The 15,992-nt window shown below is 58.0% G+C and carries 17 protein-coding genes and 2 tRNA genes; 9 read left to right on the forward strand and 10 right to left on the reverse strand.

What is annotated here, in order from left to right; all coding sequences use genetic code 11:
• Positions 1-251: type I secretion C-terminal target domain-containing protein (locus tag ACRAUW_RS12180; RefSeq protein WP_431362490.1), on the forward strand; the 251-nt coding region annotated here is incomplete at its 5' end.
• A gap of 192 nt (positions 252-443) precedes the next feature.
• Here the strand turns inward: ACRAUW_RS12180 and ACRAUW_RS12185 are convergent.
• The gene (locus tag ACRAUW_RS12185) at positions 444-938 is read right to left on the reverse strand and encodes a hypothetical protein (RefSeq protein WP_431362491.1); all 495 of its coding nucleotides are present in this window, start codon (positions 936-938) and stop codon (positions 444-446) included.
• A 185-nt stretch (positions 939-1,123) separates the two neighbouring features.
• Between ACRAUW_RS12185 and ACRAUW_RS12190 the strand changes: the two genes are divergently transcribed.
• A complete protein-coding gene (locus ACRAUW_RS12190) occupies positions 1,124-3,079 on the forward strand; it encodes a sensor domain-containing protein (protein WP_431362502.1) in 1,956 nt (651 codons plus the stop codon).
• 63 nt (positions 3,080-3,142) lie between these two features.
• Here ACRAUW_RS12190 and rraB read toward each other — a convergent pair whose 3' ends face one another.
• On the reverse strand, positions 3,143-3,478 hold the full coding sequence (gene rraB / locus ACRAUW_RS12195; RefSeq protein WP_431362503.1) for a ribonuclease E inhibitor RraB: 336 nt from the start codon (positions 3,476-3,478) through the stop codon (positions 3,143-3,145).
• A gap of 264 nt (positions 3,479-3,742) precedes the next feature.
• Here rraB and ACRAUW_RS12200 point away from each other — a divergent pair.
• From ACRAUW_RS12200 to ACRAUW_RS12215, 4 genes are all read left to right on the forward strand, one after another.
• Positions 3,743-3,818 (forward strand) — tRNA-Phe (locus ACRAUW_RS12200).
• Between the two features lie 4 nt (positions 3,819-3,822).
• Positions 3,823-3,898: transfer RNA gene (locus ACRAUW_RS12205), tRNA-Asn, on the forward strand.
• Between the two features lie 427 nt (positions 3,899-4,325).
• The gene (locus tag ACRAUW_RS12210) at positions 4,326-5,600 is read left to right on the forward strand and encodes an alpha/beta fold hydrolase (RefSeq protein WP_431362492.1); all 1,275 of its coding nucleotides are present in this window, start codon (positions 4,326-4,328) and stop codon (positions 5,598-5,600) included.
• A gap of 337 nt (positions 5,601-5,937) precedes the next feature.
• Complete coding sequence (locus ACRAUW_RS12215; RefSeq protein WP_431362504.1) at positions 5,938-6,663, forward strand: carbonic anhydrase; 726 nt, start codon at positions 5,938-5,940, stop codon at positions 6,661-6,663.
• An 86-nt stretch (positions 6,664-6,749) separates the two neighbouring features.
• Here ACRAUW_RS12215 and ACRAUW_RS12220 read toward each other — a convergent pair whose 3' ends face one another.
• Both ACRAUW_RS12220 and ACRAUW_RS12225 read right to left on the reverse strand, forming a co-directional pair.
• Positions 6,750-7,658, reverse strand: a complete 909-nt coding sequence (locus ACRAUW_RS12220; protein ID WP_431362493.1) for a pseudouridine-5'-phosphate glycosidase — start codon at positions 7,656-7,658, stop codon at positions 6,750-6,752.
• Complete coding sequence (locus ACRAUW_RS12225) at positions 7,652-8,743, reverse strand: PfkB family carbohydrate kinase (RefSeq protein WP_431362494.1); 1,092 nt, start codon at positions 8,741-8,743, stop codon at positions 7,652-7,654. Before ACRAUW_RS12225 ends, ACRAUW_RS12220 begins: the two co-directional genes overlap by 7 nt.
• A 204-nt stretch (positions 8,744-8,947) precedes the next feature.
• On the opposite strand from ACRAUW_RS12225, the gene ACRAUW_RS12230 reads away from it, so the two are divergent.
• The gene (locus tag ACRAUW_RS12230) at positions 8,948-9,400 is read left to right on the forward strand and encodes an RNA methyltransferase (protein ID WP_431362495.1); all 453 of its coding nucleotides are present in this window, start codon (positions 8,948-8,950) and stop codon (positions 9,398-9,400) included.
• Between the two features lie 22 nt (positions 9,401-9,422).
• On the opposite strand, the gene ACRAUW_RS12235 is transcribed toward ACRAUW_RS12230, so the two are convergent.
• The 3 genes from ACRAUW_RS12235 to ACRAUW_RS12245 form a co-directional block, all read right to left on the reverse strand.
• Positions 9,423-9,797 (reverse strand): FlxA-like family protein, encoded by a 375-nt coding sequence (locus tag ACRAUW_RS12235; RefSeq protein ID WP_431362496.1) that lies wholly within the window; start codon positions 9,795-9,797, stop codon positions 9,423-9,425.
• A gap of 284 nt (positions 9,798-10,081) precedes the next feature.
• Positions 10,082-10,297 carry a SlyX family protein gene (locus tag ACRAUW_RS12240; RefSeq protein ID WP_255912903.1) on the reverse strand — a complete coding sequence of 72 codons (216 nt, stop codon included), beginning with the start codon at positions 10,295-10,297 and terminating at the stop codon, positions 10,082-10,084.
• Between the two features lie 14 nt (positions 10,298-10,311).
• Positions 10,312-11,280 (reverse strand): hypothetical protein, encoded by a 969-nt coding sequence (locus ACRAUW_RS12245; protein WP_431362497.1) that lies wholly within the window; start codon positions 11,278-11,280, stop codon positions 10,312-10,314.
• A gap of 118 nt (positions 11,281-11,398) precedes the next feature.
• On the opposite strand from ACRAUW_RS12245, the gene fkpA reads away from it, so the two are divergent.
• Positions 11,399-12,202, forward strand: a complete 804-nt coding sequence (fkpA, locus tag ACRAUW_RS12250) for an FKBP-type peptidyl-prolyl cis-trans isomerase (RefSeq protein WP_431362498.1) — start codon at positions 11,399-11,401, stop codon at positions 12,200-12,202.
• A 151-nt stretch (positions 12,203-12,353) separates the two neighbouring features.
• Positions 12,354-13,760 (forward strand): sigma-54-dependent transcriptional regulator, encoded by a 1,407-nt coding sequence (locus ACRAUW_RS12255; RefSeq protein ID WP_431362499.1) that lies wholly within the window; start codon positions 12,354-12,356, stop codon positions 13,758-13,760.
• Positions 13,761-13,817: 57 nt separating this feature from the next.
• Here the strand turns inward: ACRAUW_RS12255 and ACRAUW_RS12260 are convergent, their stop codons facing one another.
• The 3 genes from ACRAUW_RS12260 to ACRAUW_RS12270 all read right to left on the reverse strand — a co-directional run bounded on the left by ACRAUW_RS12260 (position 13,818) and on the right by ACRAUW_RS12270 (position 15,620).
• Positions 13,818-14,684 carry a tetratricopeptide repeat protein gene (locus tag ACRAUW_RS12260; protein ID WP_431362500.1) on the reverse strand — a complete coding sequence of 289 codons (867 nt, stop codon included), beginning with the start codon at positions 14,682-14,684 and terminating at the stop codon, positions 13,818-13,820.
• A 112-nt stretch (positions 14,685-14,796) separates the two neighbouring features.
• Positions 14,797-15,132 carry a hypothetical protein gene (locus tag ACRAUW_RS12265; RefSeq protein ID WP_431362501.1) on the reverse strand — a complete coding sequence of 112 codons (336 nt, stop codon included), beginning with the start codon at positions 15,130-15,132 and terminating at the stop codon, positions 14,797-14,799.
• 143 nt (positions 15,133-15,275) lie between these two features.
• Positions 15,276-15,620, reverse strand: a complete 345-nt coding sequence (locus ACRAUW_RS12270) for a DUF2956 domain-containing protein (RefSeq protein WP_431362505.1) — start codon at positions 15,618-15,620, stop codon at positions 15,276-15,278.
• Positions 15,621-15,992 lie beyond the last annotated feature (372 nt).

Genomic DNA, 15,992 nt, shown 5'->3' on the forward strand with positions numbered 1-15,992 from the left:
GGGAGGGGGATAAACTGGATTTAAGCGACCTGTTGGACCGCAGCGGAACCAATGACCTCAATACACTGAAAGGAATGTTGAATGTCTTTGAAGATACTCAGGGGGTGCATATCAACCTGAATAATGGAACTCAGGATATTCTCTTGATGAACCAGTCTTTTGCCAGTATTACCGGTTCTACGGGCAATACGGCAAACCAGGTTCTGGATTATATGCTGCAACATAACTTGCTGGATCTTGACAAGTCATAGTGAAGGAATAAAAACGGCGGGTTTATCCCGCCGTTTTTATTTGGTGTGGCTGTTGCCATCAGGCATACATGTGCAGTCCTGCAAGAAAAGAGACCCCCCCCGATGCGGTGCATCGGGGGGGGCTGGGTGGCGCACGTTAGCCGAAAATGTATAAACCTAATTTCAGAGAATTAGGTATACAGGCACGCTGAATCAGTTGCCGAGGGTGGCGAACAGGCTCTGTTCCAGAGTGCCGCGGGAGACACAGCTCGGCTTGATGGAGGGCGCAGGTACCCGTTCGCCTGAGGATTCAACGAAGAACAGCTCGGTGTTGCCCTTGACGTTGACGGTGGCCACGCTGCTGTTGCCGCTCTGGGTGATGATCAGGTTGATCTGCAGGTTGGGGTTGCCCAGTGCCACTTTGGCTCCCATTGTGCCGCAATCCAGCCACTCCAGACCGTCGGCAGAGTGCTCGACGTTGGCAGTCATCAGGCCGGAACCTCGTTGGCTGTTTTCAATGTTGAGGCCGTGATCGGTGAACCATTTCTCGGCGCGGGCCCACACCAGATCCACCGGGATCGCCATCTCCTGGGTATTGTTGGTTGCCTTGGCAATCGGCGGGTTGTAGCGATACTCCTCGCCACCATTATTGTCACCAGCACAACCAACCAGCAGTAGCGCCAATGCGCTCCCCATTATCTTTTTCATCTTCTCTCTCTCATCCATATCACCAGGCCATTGGCCAACCGGCACCTATTATCGCCGGAGTGGCAATTTCTGTCAGCAGCCATCCTGCGTTTGCGGTCAGGGGGAGGTCATCGGGGTGCTTTACAAAATGGGTTTGCTATCATAGATTTGCTCGAAATTCCTCCATAAGCGCCCCTGTGACCAATATGCTCACCCCGGATCTGCTGCAGCAGATCATCGACCAGTTGCCTATGAGTATCTTCTGTCGGGATCGTCATGGGCGCTATCTGTTTGCCAATCAAGTGTTTGCCAATGAGGCAAAACGGGGTTCTCCCGCTGACGTGGTTGGCAAGATGGATGCAGACTTGCCCTGGGGCGATATCTTTCGGGCTGAGGATCAGCAGTTGCTGGCGGGGGGCGTCCCTTTGCTTCATCAGCAGCTCCATTGCAACCGGGGCGAGGATACCTGCTGGATGGAAGTACACAAGATCCCGCTTTACACGGATCAGGGGGAGCCATGGGCTGTATTCGGGATGGTCAACGAGATTGCCCAGCGCAAGCACCTGGAAGAGACATTCAAAAAACAGCAGTTGTTGCAGCGTTTTCTGCTCGATGCCATCCCTGACCTGATCCGTTTCGATGACCACAACGGGGTGTTGCTGGAGTGCAACCAGGCATTTCTCGACTTTATCGGTCAGGAAGCGGATGAGGTGCTGGGTCAGCAGATCCCGCATCAGTTGGTGGCATCCCAGGGGATGGATCATGGCGAATGTTGTCTGCTGGATGCCAGCGGGCGTGGACTCCATATGGAGATCTCCCGGGTTGATGTCCCCGGTGGTGACGGCCACTCCCTCGGCGTGTTGACGCTGGGGCGCGATATCACGGGGCTGCGCACCACTCAGGCGCAGCTGCAGCAGGAGCAGCACTACGACAGTCTGACCGGCTTGCTCAAGCTGTCCCGGTTCTTGCAGACCTGTCGCCATCTCGGTGGCCGCAATGCCACGCTGGTGCTGGTTGATCTGCACCATTTTCGTGAAATCAACGATCGCTTCGGGATCCGGATTGCCGATCGACTGCTCAGTCAGGTGGCCAAGCGACTGCAGCAGCTGGTGCCGCCACGTTCCCTGCTCTGTCGAGTCGCTGCCGATGACTTTTGTCTGTTATTGTCCGATTTCAACGAGCCGTTGCAGGAGTGGAACCAGCATCTGCAGCAGCAGTTGATGGAGTACTATCAGGTGGAAGATCATCGCATCCAGATCCCGGTGTTTCTGGGGCTGGCCCAGGGGCGGGCAAGCGATGCCGAACGGTTGCTCAACCATGCCGAGGCTGCGCTGGCGCAGGGCAAACGGCAGCAGCAGTACTGCACTTTGTTTGATCCGGAGCTGCACGCCCGGCTCAAGCGGCGTCAACTGATCGCCGCCCAGTTACCGCTCGCCATCAAATCAGCCCAGCTGGTTGCCGTCTATCAACCTATCATCAGCAGCACAACCCATCAGCTTTGTAGCGCGGAATTACTTTGCCGCTGGCCCCATCCCGAACTTGGCATGATCTCGCCGGAAGAATTTATTCCACTGGCCGAAGAGATGGGGGTCATTGGTCAACTTGGTCTGCTGATGCTGGAGCAGGGGTGTACCCAGTTGGCGCAGTGGCAAACAGTGCAGCCGGATATGGTGCTTTCCATCAATCTCTCGCCGCTGCAATTTCGTGATCCGGCGCTCTGCACGTTGATACAGGGTTGCATCGCTCGCCACGGACTCAAGGCCAGTCAGCTGGAGCTGGAGATCACAGAAGGGGTCCTGATGGAGAATGCCGACCAGATAGAGACCAACCTCGACAATCTGATCGCCGCCGGCTTCCAGCTGGCCATCGATGACTTCGGCACCGGCTACTGCTCGCTGGCCTATCTGCCGCGACTCAAGGTCGCGACCCTCAAGCTGGATCGCAGTTTTACTCAGGGGCTTGCCAGCAATAGCGCGACCACCGCTATCGTGCGTTCGGTCATCGGGTTGGGTCATGAACTGGGGATCAGCATTACTGCGGAAGGGGTGGAAACCCAGGAGCAGCAGCGTTGGCTGACCGATGCCGGTTGCGATCGTCTGCAGGGTTATCTCTTCAGCCGGCCGTTGCCGCCGCTGGAGTTCGCCGCCAGCTATCTGGGCTGACTTTGTGCCAGAAACAACAAGGCCACCTCGCGGTGGCCTTGTTGTTTGGCGATGGGGGCAGGATCAATCCTGGAAGTAGGTGCCCCAGCCATCGTAGTCCACCCCGTATTTTTCGAGGATGGGCAGCATCTTGGCGATATCGGCCACGATAGCTTCGACATTCAGCTTGCACTCGATGGTGGCATCGAAGCAGAAGATGGTGGCGCCGTCATCCAGCTCCATCTCTTCGGCATCGGTCACTTCAAAACCGGCCTTGAACAGGTCAACCGCTGCTTTTTCCAGACGGTCGAAATCCTGGCAGGCGAAGTGGTGTTCAATGTCGTAATCCGCGTCAGGGTTACTGCCGTCGGTCAGCAGCTCATTGACGATCTCTGTGGTCTCTTCACGCCACTCTTGCATATTCAGACTCATGTTGCCTCCAGGCGGTATCATTGCGGCAAAGCATACTCGCACAGCGCATCCGGCTCAATGCGGCAAACCTGCAGAAGCGCTGATTTCCCGCTGTTTGGTGATGAATAGCACAGGAGAGTGGGGTGGCGAGCCCGTTTTTTGCCCCGAAATGGCCAATAACCACCCGTTGCGTTCAGTTGTTGAGCGAACAAACTTTTTATCGTGCCAGCGTGGTTGACACCGTGCGCCGGAAAGGGTTTAATGCGCGCCGTTGCCCAGATAGCTCAGTCGGTAGAGCAGGGGATTGAAAATCCCCGTGTCGGCGGTTCGATTCCGTCTCTGGGCACCACAATTCCTCCTTAGTTCAGTCGGTAGAACGGCGGACTGTTAATCCGTATGTCACTGGTTCAAGTCCAGTAGGAGGAGCCAAATTCGAAAAGCCCGCTCAATCGAACGGGCTTTTTCATTTCTAGTTGCTGTTGCATGCTGCCAAGAAGAGCGTTGCGCCACAGGTGGCACTGAACAGCAGCATGCCGGTCTGCAACATGCTGCCAGGGCATGGCTTCTTCTCTCTTTTTCTGGCCCTGATCCACTTCGGTTTCATCACATTCCCTTATCCATTTTGTCGGCCTGAATGGCTGCACTCCTGTGCAGGCAAGCCATCTTTGTTGAATGGCGCCATGGCGTCAATCTCCCCCACAAAACAATTAATTCAGCACCGTTGAAGAGCGGCTTGTCGGGTGATGTTTCGATCTTTAAGCTATTGTTAACATTTTGGAAAACCGGAGTGACCCCAAGGCTGGGCGGGGATATGATGGGGGTCAATGATGTTCCCATCCTGACGGAGAGACCCCAGATGAACAGCCCCTTGAGCTATGTACTGGACGGCATTCATTGCGAGCCGCACTTTTTTACCGTTCCCCTCGATCATGATGAGCCGGATGGTGACAGCATTACCCTGTTTGCCCGTACCCTCTGCCGTAAAGACAAACTCGATGACAAGCTCCCCTGGCTGCTCTTTTTGCAGGGCGGTCCCGGTTTCGGGGCGCCGCGCCCGACAGCCAACAGTGGCTGGCTCAAGCGGGCGTTGCAGGAGTTCCGAGTGCTGCTGCTGGATCAGCGTGGCACCGGCATGTCGAGCCCCATTCACGGGCATCTCCTTGCCAAACTGACCCCGGCCGAGCAGGCGGAGTATCTCGGCCATTTTCGCGCCGACAGCGTAGTACAAGATGCCGAGTTTATTCGGTTGGAGCTTAGCCCCAAGCATCGCTGGAGCCTGCTGGGGCAAAGCTTTGGCGGCTTCTGCTGCCTGACCTATCTCTCGCTCTTCCCCGACAGCCTGCGGGAGGTCTATATTACCGGCGGTATCGCGCCGATTGGTCGAAGCGCAGAGGAGGTCTACCGCGCTACCTATCAGCGGGTGGCCGACAAGAACCGCGCCTTCTTCGCCCGCTTCCCCCACGCTCAGGGGATTGCCAATCGGCTGGCCAACCATCTGCACCAGCACGATGTGCGGCTGCCCAACGGCCAGCGCCTGACGGTGGAGCAGTTCCAGCAGCAAGGGTTGGATCTCGGCGCTACGGGTGCCTTTGAGGAGCTTTATTACCTGCTGGAAGAGGCCTTTATCGGCGACAAGCTGAGCCCGGCCTTTCTCTATCAGGTGCAGAGCATGCAGCCATTCAATACCAACCCGCTGTTCGCCATCCTGCACGAGGCTATCTATGCCGAGGGGGAGGCGACTCGCTGGGCGGCGGATCGGGTCAGAGGGGAATTTCAGGCGCTGAACTGGGCACCCGGCAAGGATTTCGCCTTCACCGGCGAGATGGTTTACCCCTGGATGTTCGAGCAGTTCCGCGAGTTGCTGCCCCTGAAAGAGGCGGCTCATCTGCTGGCCAACAAGGCGGACTGGGGGGGGCTCTATAATCCGGCACAGCTGGCCCGCAACAAGGTGCCGGTGGCCTGCGCCGTCTACGCCGAGGATATGTACGTGGAGTTTGATTACAGCCGCGAGTCGCTGCGGGGTCTGGGTAGCAGCCGAGCCTGGATCACCAACGAGTATGAGCACAACGGCTTGCGTGCTGATGGTGAAGCGATTCTTGATCGTCTGATCGCCTTGAATCGCGACCGTTAATTGCCGTTATCGGCAACCATCGCGGGAGCCAGGACTCTCGCGATGGTTGTTATGAAAGAGTCACGCCCTGAACCTTGACCCGTATCTGCCAGACGATGAGTGGATAGCCGGCTGATTAATTTCCCCCTCTTTCACTGTCTCTGCCGATCCCTCACCATATACTTGCCAAACGACTCTGTATTGAGTGGCTGTCAAATCGATTGACCAGCCCGTGCTCATTACCATTAGAAAGTCGCTCTACCGCTCTGTATCCCGCGTATCAGATATGCCATCTCAGCATGCCCCGCTATCCGGGGGAGGGGATGGTCGTGCTTTTCAATCAAGATAAGGATGTATGATGAGAAAGTCTCTGTTGGCCTGCTCCCTGTTGCTGTGCCCTGTCGTGTTTGCTGCGACCCCCCATTGGGAATATAGCGGCGAGGCGGGGCCTGCCCACTGGGCCAAGCTGACCCTGGAGTTTGGTCAGTGTGCGGGCAGCAATCAGTCGCCGGTCGATCTGAGCGGGCTGGTCGAGGCCAAACTGGCCCCGCTGGTACTCCACTATCAGGCGGGTGGTAACACAGTGGTCAACAACGGTCATACCGTGCAGGTCGGTTATGCCTCGGGCAGCACCCTGCAACTCGATGGCACCAGGTTTGAACTCAAGCAGTTCCACTTCCACGCCCCGAGTGAAAACCTCATCGAGGGCAAATCCTATCCGCTGGAAGGGCATCTGGTGCACGTCAGTGACAAGGGTGAGATCGCCGTGGTGGCGGTAATGTTCGAGGCTGGCAAGGCCAATCCGGCGCTGGCGGCTGCCTGGGGTGAACTACCTGCCAAGGTGGGGGAGACCCAGGCCCTCAAGGCGCCGCTCTCTGCTGAGCAACTGCTGCCCGAGAATCGTGACTACTATCGCTTCAGCGGTTCCCTTACTACGCCTCCCTGCTCGGAAGGAGTGCGCTGGCTAGTGATGAAGCAGCCGGTTGAGGTCAGTCAGGCCCAGATCGACGCCTTCAAGGCGGTGATGCACCACCCTAACAACCGACCAGTGCAGCCCCTCAATGGGCGCGTGGTACTGCAATAACACAGCGTTGCAATAGCGCTGCAGATAGCAAAAACAACAAGAGGGCCGCGAGGCCCTCTTTTACATGGCGAGGTATCGGTGTGCGATCACAGGCTGGCTGCGATGCGGGCACCGAGCGCCGCGTTGCTCAGCACCAGCTGGATGTTGGCGGCGAGCGAGTTGCCGCCAGTCAGCTCGCAGACGCGGGCCAGCAGGAAGGGGGTAGACGCCTTGCCCTTGATCCCCTGCTCATCGGCTTCACGCAGCGCTTGGGCAATGGCTGCGTCGATATCGGTTTTAGGCATGGCGTGTGCGGTCGGGATGGGGTTGGCCACCACGGCACCGCCCGCCAGTCCCAGCTCCCACTTGAGGCGCAGCGCCTCGGCGATGGCCGCCGGGGTATCGAGGCGATAATCGACCTTGAAGCCGCTCTCGCGGGTGTAGAAGGCGGGTAGCTCCTCGGTTTGATAGCCGATCACCGGCACGCCCTGGGTCTCCAGATACTCCAGGGTCAGGCCGATATCGAGGATCGACTTGGCGCCGGCGCAGACTACGGCAACCGGCGTTTGCGCCAGCTCCTGTAGATCGGCGGAGATATCGAAGGTCTCCTGCGCGCTGCGATGTACCCCGCCGATCCCGCCAGTGGCAAAGACCCGGATCCCCGCCATGGCGGCGATGATCATGGTGGAGGCGACCGTGGTGGCTCCCATTCCCTTGCGCGCCAGTACGAACGGAATGTCGCGGCGGCTGCACTTGGTCACGCTGTGGCCTGCCCGGCCCAGTGCTTCCAGCGCACCGGCATCCAGACCCACCTTGAGGCGGCCGTCGAGAATGGCGATGGTGGCCGGGATGGCACCGTTGTCGCGCACCACCTGCTCCACCTGACGGGCCGTCTCCACGTTCTGCGGATAGGGCATGCCGTGGGAGATGATGGTGGATTCGAGGGCGACCACCGGTTTGCCGGCGGCCAGTGCGGCAGCCACTTCCGGTTGGATATCGAGGTAAGCGTTCAGCATGAGTACTCCTCCAGTATGCGGTCAACGGCGGTCTTGCTCAGACCGGCAAAAACGGTATCGGAACAATTGACGGTGAGGGCGGCGCAGCCCAGGGCAAAACGGGTGGTTTGGGCAATGTCGAGCTGTTGCAGCCAGGCGTGGGCGAGGCCAGCCATAAAGGCATCCCCGCCGCCGGTGACGTTGAGCACCGGACTGCCCAGCACCGGCAGGTGGCCCTGCTGCTCGCCATCGCTGTAGAAGATCCCCTGTTCACCCAGACTGAGGAACAGCCGCTTGACCCCGGCGCGGTGGAACCAGGCGGCCACCATGGGCCAGGTTTCGGGCCCGGCGATGGTCATACCGCACAGCTGTTCGGCCTCGCTGCGATTGGGTTTGAGGGTGTGGATCTTGCTGAGCCAGGGGCGGATCTTCTCCACCTTGGCCACCGAAACGGTATCGACAAAGATGGCGTGATCCCCCTGCCGCTCGAACAGCCAGTCAAGGGTGTGAATGGCCAGATTGGTGTCGAGCACCCAAAGCCGGGCACCGCCGAGAAAGCCTGCAAGGGGTGTCAGGCGGGCGGGGGTGAGCTGCTCTATGATGGCCATGTCATTGATGGCGCAGCTCATTTCGCCGCTGCCATCATGCAGGCTGAGATAGCAGGAGGTGGTGTGGCCATCGAGCACCAGAGTCTGGCGCACATCGACGCCGGCCCGCTGGCTCACTTCCAATAGATGGTGACCATACTGGTCGTTACCGACCGCGGTCAGCAACCGGGTATCGCTGCCGAGCCGTGCCAGATTCTCGGCGATATTGCGGCCAACACCACCGGCCGAGGTACGCACCTTGCCCGGATTGGAGTCACCGAGCAGCAGGTTGTCGTGGCTGGTGCCGCAAATATCCATATTGGCACCGCCGATCACCACCACGTAGGGGCCTTCTCGCAACACATAGCCTCTGCCTTGCACATACCCCTGCCGGATCAGGCTTGAGATGTGGCTGGCCAGCGCGGAGCGGCTGATGCCAAGGCGATCGGCCAGATCCTGCTGGGCAATCATGGGCTCCTGACGTAGCAGGGCGAGGATCTCTTGTTCACGCTCAGTCATAGACAAACATCCATTTGCAAACGTTTGTCCATTATTGCTGAAAAACGTTTGTCGGCTATCGGCTTGTACAAAATTTGTCGGCTTGCGCACAAAAAAACGACAGTTGTAATGGGTTGGCGGGCGGTTGTGCCGGGTGGGGTACTTTTAACGGGTCGGTGGCTCCACTGCGGCTTATAATGGCCGCCGCAAGATTAAGGAGAGATGATGGAAAAGAGTGCATTCTGCTGCGTGGGGCTGGTCAATCCCAAGTCCCCGGAAAATGTTGGTTCCGTGATGCGGGCGGCCGGTTGCTACGGGGTGGACGAGGTCTACTACACCGGCAACCGCTTCGAGCTGGCGCGCCGCTTTGCCACCGATACCAAGCAGATGGTGGAGAAGATCCCGCTGCTCGGGGTGGATGATCTGATGGCGTTTATCCCGCAGGGATGCGTGCCCGTGGTGGTCGATCTGATCGACGGCGCCACGCCGCTCCCCGACTATGTCCATCCGGAGCGCGCCTTCTATATCTTCGGACCGGAGGATGGCACGCTCGATCCCGCCCTCTATGGCGCGGTGAAAGATGTGGTCTATGTACCGACCAAGGGCTGTATGAATCTGGCAGCCTCGGTCAATGTGATCCTCTACGACCGCTTGGCGAAGGGATTTCGACAGCCCTGAGCGGTGGCGTGGTCACGGTCAGTCAAACCGTAATGGAAAAGGTGCTGTTCATAGGCAGGCTGCTGGTGGGAGCTGGTGTCGACGGGGGCGCCTGCTCCTGCTCCTGGCTGGCTGCGTCATCTTGCTTGGCTGCTTCAGCTCGCAGGCGCGCAATTTCAGCCATGAGCATTGCCAGTTGTTGCTGCAGGATCTTGATCTGCTCTTTCCGCGCTTTGATTGCCTGGGGATCCGTGCCCCCCTCTTCATTGTTGCTGGCAAGGGCGGTTATCTGTTTCCTGATTTTTGCCGCCTTGGCTTCTAATTTCGCGATTTTGCCCTGAGGTTCGTTAGATTGACTGCCGCTAACCGAGGCTGTGTCACCGCGGCCTATGGCCGCTGGTGGTAGGGACATTTGCATCTTATCTCCCGGATTTTCGATGGATTAATCTTCTTATCGACCATTAAGACTGTTACTTCAGCTCTTTTTCACCTGTTGTTGCATCAGTTACTGTCCCCTCCGGCTGCTCTGCTGCCTGAGAACATGTCGGTAGCACTCATAGGGCTGATAACTATTTCCTGGTCATCCAGAAGTAGTGCATCTTGTCCCCATGGCATCGGTTGCATCGCGCTCGCCAGAGGGGCCGTTGGGGACTGTCGCTGCGCAACGTCTTTATGGCGTGTTTGGTTGATAAATGTCGGCGGTTAGTAGTGCGGCGGCGGGGTCTCTTCGGCCATGCTGGCAATCTGGCTGGGCTGTACGCTTTGCAGTTTGTCGATCAGCAGCTGGATCTGGTATTTGAGCCGATCGAGTTCACGGCCCTGGGTGGTCACCTCGTCGTTGAGCTGCTCTATGGTGTATTCCGCATAGGCGAGACGGGTTTCCAGGGTTTCGATGCGATCGTTAAGTGGCTGACTCATGGGCCTTCGGGTCCTTACTTGATTGTCCAGATTTCGGCCAGACCACTGGAGCTGGCACTGACAAGGTGACTATTGTCGCGCAAAGCGACGCCGTAGACCACTGCACTGGGCGGTTTCACCTTGGATTGCGGCGAGACGCGCCAGCTCTGCAGCAGGGCACCATCGCTCACTTGCCACAGGGAGAGCTGACGAGAAGGGGCGCCGGTGATGAGCCACTTGCCATCGTTGGCAAAGCGGGCGCTGGTGTAGACCTCGAAGCGGTGATCATATTGCAGCTGGCTCACCTCTTTGCCGGTTTTCAGATCCCAGATGCTGGCCCGGCTGCTGTCGGCGGTGAAGGCATAACGGCCGCTCGGCTCCAGTCTGGCCATGATCACCCGGCCACCATGGTTGAAGCGCCAAATTACCTGTCCACTACGGGTATCCCACAGATAGGCGCTGTAGTCGTTGCCGCCGGTCAGGGCGTAGCGACCGTTGGCGGAGAGATCCACCGTATTGACCTGTTCGGTATGCCCCAGAAACTGCAGGCGACGGCCGCTTCGGGTATCGAGCCACTCGGCCTTGCCATCTTCCCGCCCGATCAGCACATAACGACCGTCGGCAGAGAGCGCGATGTCCCTCAGCCTGGATTCAGGAAGTGAGTAGTAGCCTTGTGATTGCCCGTCGTTCAGCCGCCAGGTAGCAAAGGTGCCGGGGGTGGCGGTGACGGCATGGCTGTTGCCTTCGGAAAAACGGGTAATGAATACCAGATCATCCGCAGAGTCGGATTGCTTCCAGCGCCAGCGTTGACGGTTCTGTTCCAGATCCCAGACGATGATGCCCTGGCTGATGCTGGAGACGATGGCCTGCTTGCCATCACTGGAGAGATCTGCGGTCAGCAGACCCGTGCTGGCGAGGAGCATTTGCTGGTTGGGTTGGGAGCTCTGCTCGCAACCGGTGAGCATTAAACAGAGGCTCACCAGATAAATGGCACTTTTTATCATTTTTGCGGTCTCACGCTTTTGTTACCTGCGATCACGGCGTTAGTATAAGGCGCTTATCACGATAAACCTCTCATTTCACGATGGAACCGAGAGCGGTATTTGGAGTTTGGAGAAACTGATGAACAAATTTCTGAAGGTGTCCCTGTTGGCGGCGGCCGTTGCCGTCGGTCTGACTGCTTGCCAAAAAGACGAGAAGCCTGCTGCGGCCAATAACGCCGAAGTGAAGGCTGAAGCCAGCAAGCCGGCAGAGGCGACCAAGGCCGAAGCCAAGAGCTTTGAAGAGCAATCCGGCTACGCAATTGGCCTCTCCATGGGGCGTTACATCGCAAACACCCTGGAGCGTCAGCAGGAACTGGGCATCAAACTGGACAACGCAGTGATCCTGAAAGGGGTGACAGACGGTCTGGGCAAAGAAGCCAAGATGACTGATGAAGAGATCCAGAAGGTACTGCAGGATTACGATGCCAAGATCAACGAGCTGACCAAGGCCAAGGCCGAGAAAGACTCCGTTGAGAATATGAAGAAGGGTGAAGAGTACTTGGCTGCCAACGCCAAGAAAGAGGGGGTGAAAAGCACCGAATCCGGCCTGCAATACGTGGTCGAGAAGATGGGGGATGGAGCCAAGCCGAAATCTACCGATATCGTCAAGGTTCACTACACAGGTACCCTGACCGATGGCACCAAGTTTGACAGCTCCGTTGATCGCGGCGAGCCGGCTACCTTCCCGCTCAACCAGGTTATCCCGGGTTGGACTGAAGGTGTGCAGCTGATGCCGGTTGGCTCCAAGTTCAAGTTCTTCCTGCCGTCCAAGCTGGCCTATGGCGAGCACGGTGCAGGCTCCATTCCGGCGAACGCCGTACTGGTGTTTGATGTCGAGCTGCTGGCTATCGAGAAGCCTGCTGCTGATAACGCCAAGAAGTAATCCCTTCTTGTTATGAAAAACGGCTCCTTAAGGAGCCGTTTTTACTTGCGCATCCGCTCGTTTCGCGGGATAAACTGAGAGTGTTGCGCATGTGGATATCAGTGGTAGCGCTAAAAATAAAGAACAAAATCAATTAACAAGGATCAATCTTGTGGCTGAGAACGCACCCCGTGTCCTGTTGGTGGAAGATACCCGGAGTCTGGCTGTGGTTTATGAGCAGTACCTGCGCCAGGATGGTTATGAGGTGGTACTGGCTGATTGCGGGCAGCAGGCGCTGGAGGTGTTATTGACAAGCCCCCCTCCGGTGGTGCTGCTGGATCTGGAATTGCCAGATATGTCCGGCATGAATATTCTGCAGATGATCACCGAACAGCAACTGCCCTGCTCGGTGGTGGTGATCACCGCCCACGGCTCGGTGGATGTGGCGGTAGAGGCGATGCGCCTCGGTGCCTTCGATTTTCTGACCAAGCCATTTGACAGCAAGCGGCTCTGCGCCACGGCCCGCAATGCCTTGAAACACCAGCAGTTGAGCTCGCTGGTTGCCCACTATCGGGAGAATTTCGAACGCAGCTCATTTTTCGGTTTTATCGGTGCTTCCATGGCGATGCAGGCTGTCTATCGCATCATCGAGAGTGCGGCACCCAGCAAGGCAACCGTCTTTATCACTGGCGAGAGCGGCACCGGCAAAGAGGTGTGTGCCGAGGCGATTCACCAGTGCAGTCCCCGCAGCGAACAGCCCTTTATTGCCCTCAACTGCGCCGCCATTCCCCACGATTTAATGGAGAGCGAGATCTTCGGTCATGTGAAGGGCTCCTTTACAGGCGCCCAAGGGGATCGCAAAGGGGCGGCCAGTCTGGCCGATGGCGGTACCCTGTTTCTTGACGAGATCTGCGAGATGGACCTGGATCTGCAGAGCAAGCTGCTGCGCTTCATCCAGACTGGCACTGTGCAGCGGGTCGGTAGCGGCAAGCTCGAGACGGTGGATGTGCGCTTTATTTGCGCCACCAACCGGGATCCGCTGGTGGAGGTGAAAGCGGGCCGTTTTCGTGAGGATCTCTACTATCGGCTCCACGTCATTCCACTCACCCTGCCGCCCCTGCGGGAGCGGGGCGAGGATATCTTGCTGCTGGCGCGCACCTTGCTGCAGAGCTACGCCAAGGAGGAGAACAAACGCTTCAAGGATTTCGATGGCGAGGCGGCGCGAGTGTTGCTCGACTACCCCTGGCCCGGCAACGTACGCGAGTTGCAAAACGTGGTACGCAATATTGTGGTGCTCAACGACAAGGAGCTGGTGAGCCCGGATATTCTGCCGCCACCGCTCAAAGGGATGCGTTCCCAGCAGCCAGTTGGGACAGTGGCGACGGTGGTATCGGCTCCGGTCGTCACTGGAGTGGCCAACGGGCCGATCCGCCCGCTCTGGCTGGTTGAAAAGGAGGTGATCGAGCAGGCCATCGCCAGCTGTGATGGCAATATTCCCAAGGCGGCGGCGCTGCTGGAGATAAGCCCCTCCACCATCTATCGCAAGAAGCAGGGGTGGGAAGAGGCCAATCTGGCCTGAATCTGCTTGTCAAAGTAAAGGGCGGCCAGCCTGCCGCCCTTGCTATTCGGGGGAATATCAGAGTTTGGCGAGTCGCTTGAGGCGGGCCAGCCTCTCAGCCTCATGGCTCTTGCTCCAGCTATCGCGCGAGAGCAGGAACCAGGCGCGGGCAAAGTATTCGGCCGCAGCCGGATCATCCAGCGCCAGCGCATTCTCCCCCAGCTCCTCGAACAGATCGCCATCTTCCGCAGCGCCGGCTTCGCTCATATCGGCTTTAAGCTGGGTCAGTTCGGCCATCGCTTGTTGATGCAGACCCTGGGCCCGGCTCAGGCGGGCCAGACTCCAGCGGGCGACAAAAGTTTTGCCCTGCTCCTGATGCGCTTCATGCCAGCTCAGACACTTCTGTTGCAGCGCTTTTGCCTCGTCAAATCGCCCCAGCTCGAACAGGGTCCATCCCAGATTATGGTAAATGGCGGGTAGCCAGCGACGCACCCGCTCATCCGCACTGTGCTCGGCCAGCTCCATCCCCAACTGATGCCAGCGGCTCTGCTCTTCCAGCGGTGCTGCGATGGCGAGCATGTGGGCGGCATCGATGGCAAGATAGGTCTCCTTCTCCTTGAGTCCCCACTGCCAGGCTTGCTCAAACAGGGTTTTGGCACTCTCCTTGTCGCCCGCCGAGTTAAAGGCGCGACCTCGCTCCAGCAGGGCCCGGATCCGTGCTCTGGGGGTTTTATCGGTGAGGCGAGGCTCCAGCTCGTCGAGCAGTTGGTGCGCTTCTGCAAACTGTCGCTGTAGCGAATGGGTGCGGGCTATTTGGGTTAGCAACTCCAGCTCGAGTTGCAGGTCGGCGGCGCGAGCTTCGGGAAGAAGGGCGTGAAAGCGCAGGGCAGTGGCGGCGGGATCCTGATAATCCCACAGCGCCATGAAATCGGGGGAATTATCCATCTGGCCTCCTGGCTGGTTATCCTGTCACCAAGATGCCTGCAGGCCACTGTTTGTACAAGGGGGGCCTGTCACAGTGCCCCCTTGAGTCATGGCAACGCCAGTGGCCAGCCGGTCAGTAGACCATGGCCAGACTCATCAGCATCAGACCGAGGGCGGCAAAGGCACCTTCCTTGATGGCCAGACGTGGTACAAGAGCTTTGGGCAGACCCGGAAACAGGCTCAGGGCAAAGCCAAGGCCTGGCATCAGCCAGTGGAAGGCGGGATTGCGCAGGGCGGGATCGGCGGCACCGTTGATGATGATCAGCAAAATAAACAGGGTGAAGGCGGGAAGGATAAACCAGCGTACCCCACCGGCGGCGACCGCCCGCAGCGGCGAAATGCGATAGAGCAGCATGGTCACAAGGAACAGCACAAAAGGGGCCAGCAGATAGAGCGGAGCGGGGTTCATAACATCTTTCCTGAAAACTGATCGTCAAAAAACCGGTTGTCCGGTGTAAGAGGCGCGGAATTTAACCACTCTTCGCCGCTAATCACCAGCGGCCCTGGCCCGTGCTGTGAAGAGGATCCCGGATAAAGGTTTGCTAGCGTGTCTTAGCGCAACCAGAACCAGGCGGCGGCAAAACCCAGCCAGCTCAGCACCAGCAAGATCCAGAGCAGGGGATGCTGATGGCTCACTTCAACCAGCTCAAGCTGCTCGTCTTGCTCTTCGGTTTGTGGCGCGCCCTGTGGCTGCCTTGCTTTGGCCTGCAATTTTTTCTGGCGGCTCGCTTCGCGGGCCCGTGCCTTCACCTGTTTCTTGTATTCGTCGATGCCTTTCTGGATCCCTTGCGCGATAAGCTGGGTCTGTTCCTTGGTCTGCCCCGGCTTCTGGTTGGCACGGGCAATTTTCATCGCCTCCTGCTGGGTTTCGGGGGATATCTTGTCGTACTTGGCCATCAAATCAGCTCCTCTGGCATGGTTGGCTGGGGAGTATGCCATAAAGGCGCATCCGGAAGGTCTCTCCTCGCTGCGAAAGGGTGGCAAGTGAATAACGGGCTAACAAAAACGTGATAAATCGGCATGACGCAGGATGTTGGGTTGCAGATCACAATTAGCAGAATTTGTGAGTCATCGATGAAAAACGGTCATCTGTTGTTTGTTATATTGACGCCCGACCCGCTGGACCCCGCTGGACAGGGTTGATAAATAACAAAACAATCAAGGTGATATGGAAATGAATAATAACTTTATCAAAGGCGGCGTGGCCCTGGCCGTGCTTGCTGCACTGACTGGCTGTAATACCTCGAGCAATGACACCGTTGCACCCTG

This window comes from Aeromonas sp. (assembly GCF_050633025.1).
Classification (GTDB): domain Bacteria; phylum Pseudomonadota; class Gammaproteobacteria; order Enterobacterales; family Aeromonadaceae; genus Aeromonas.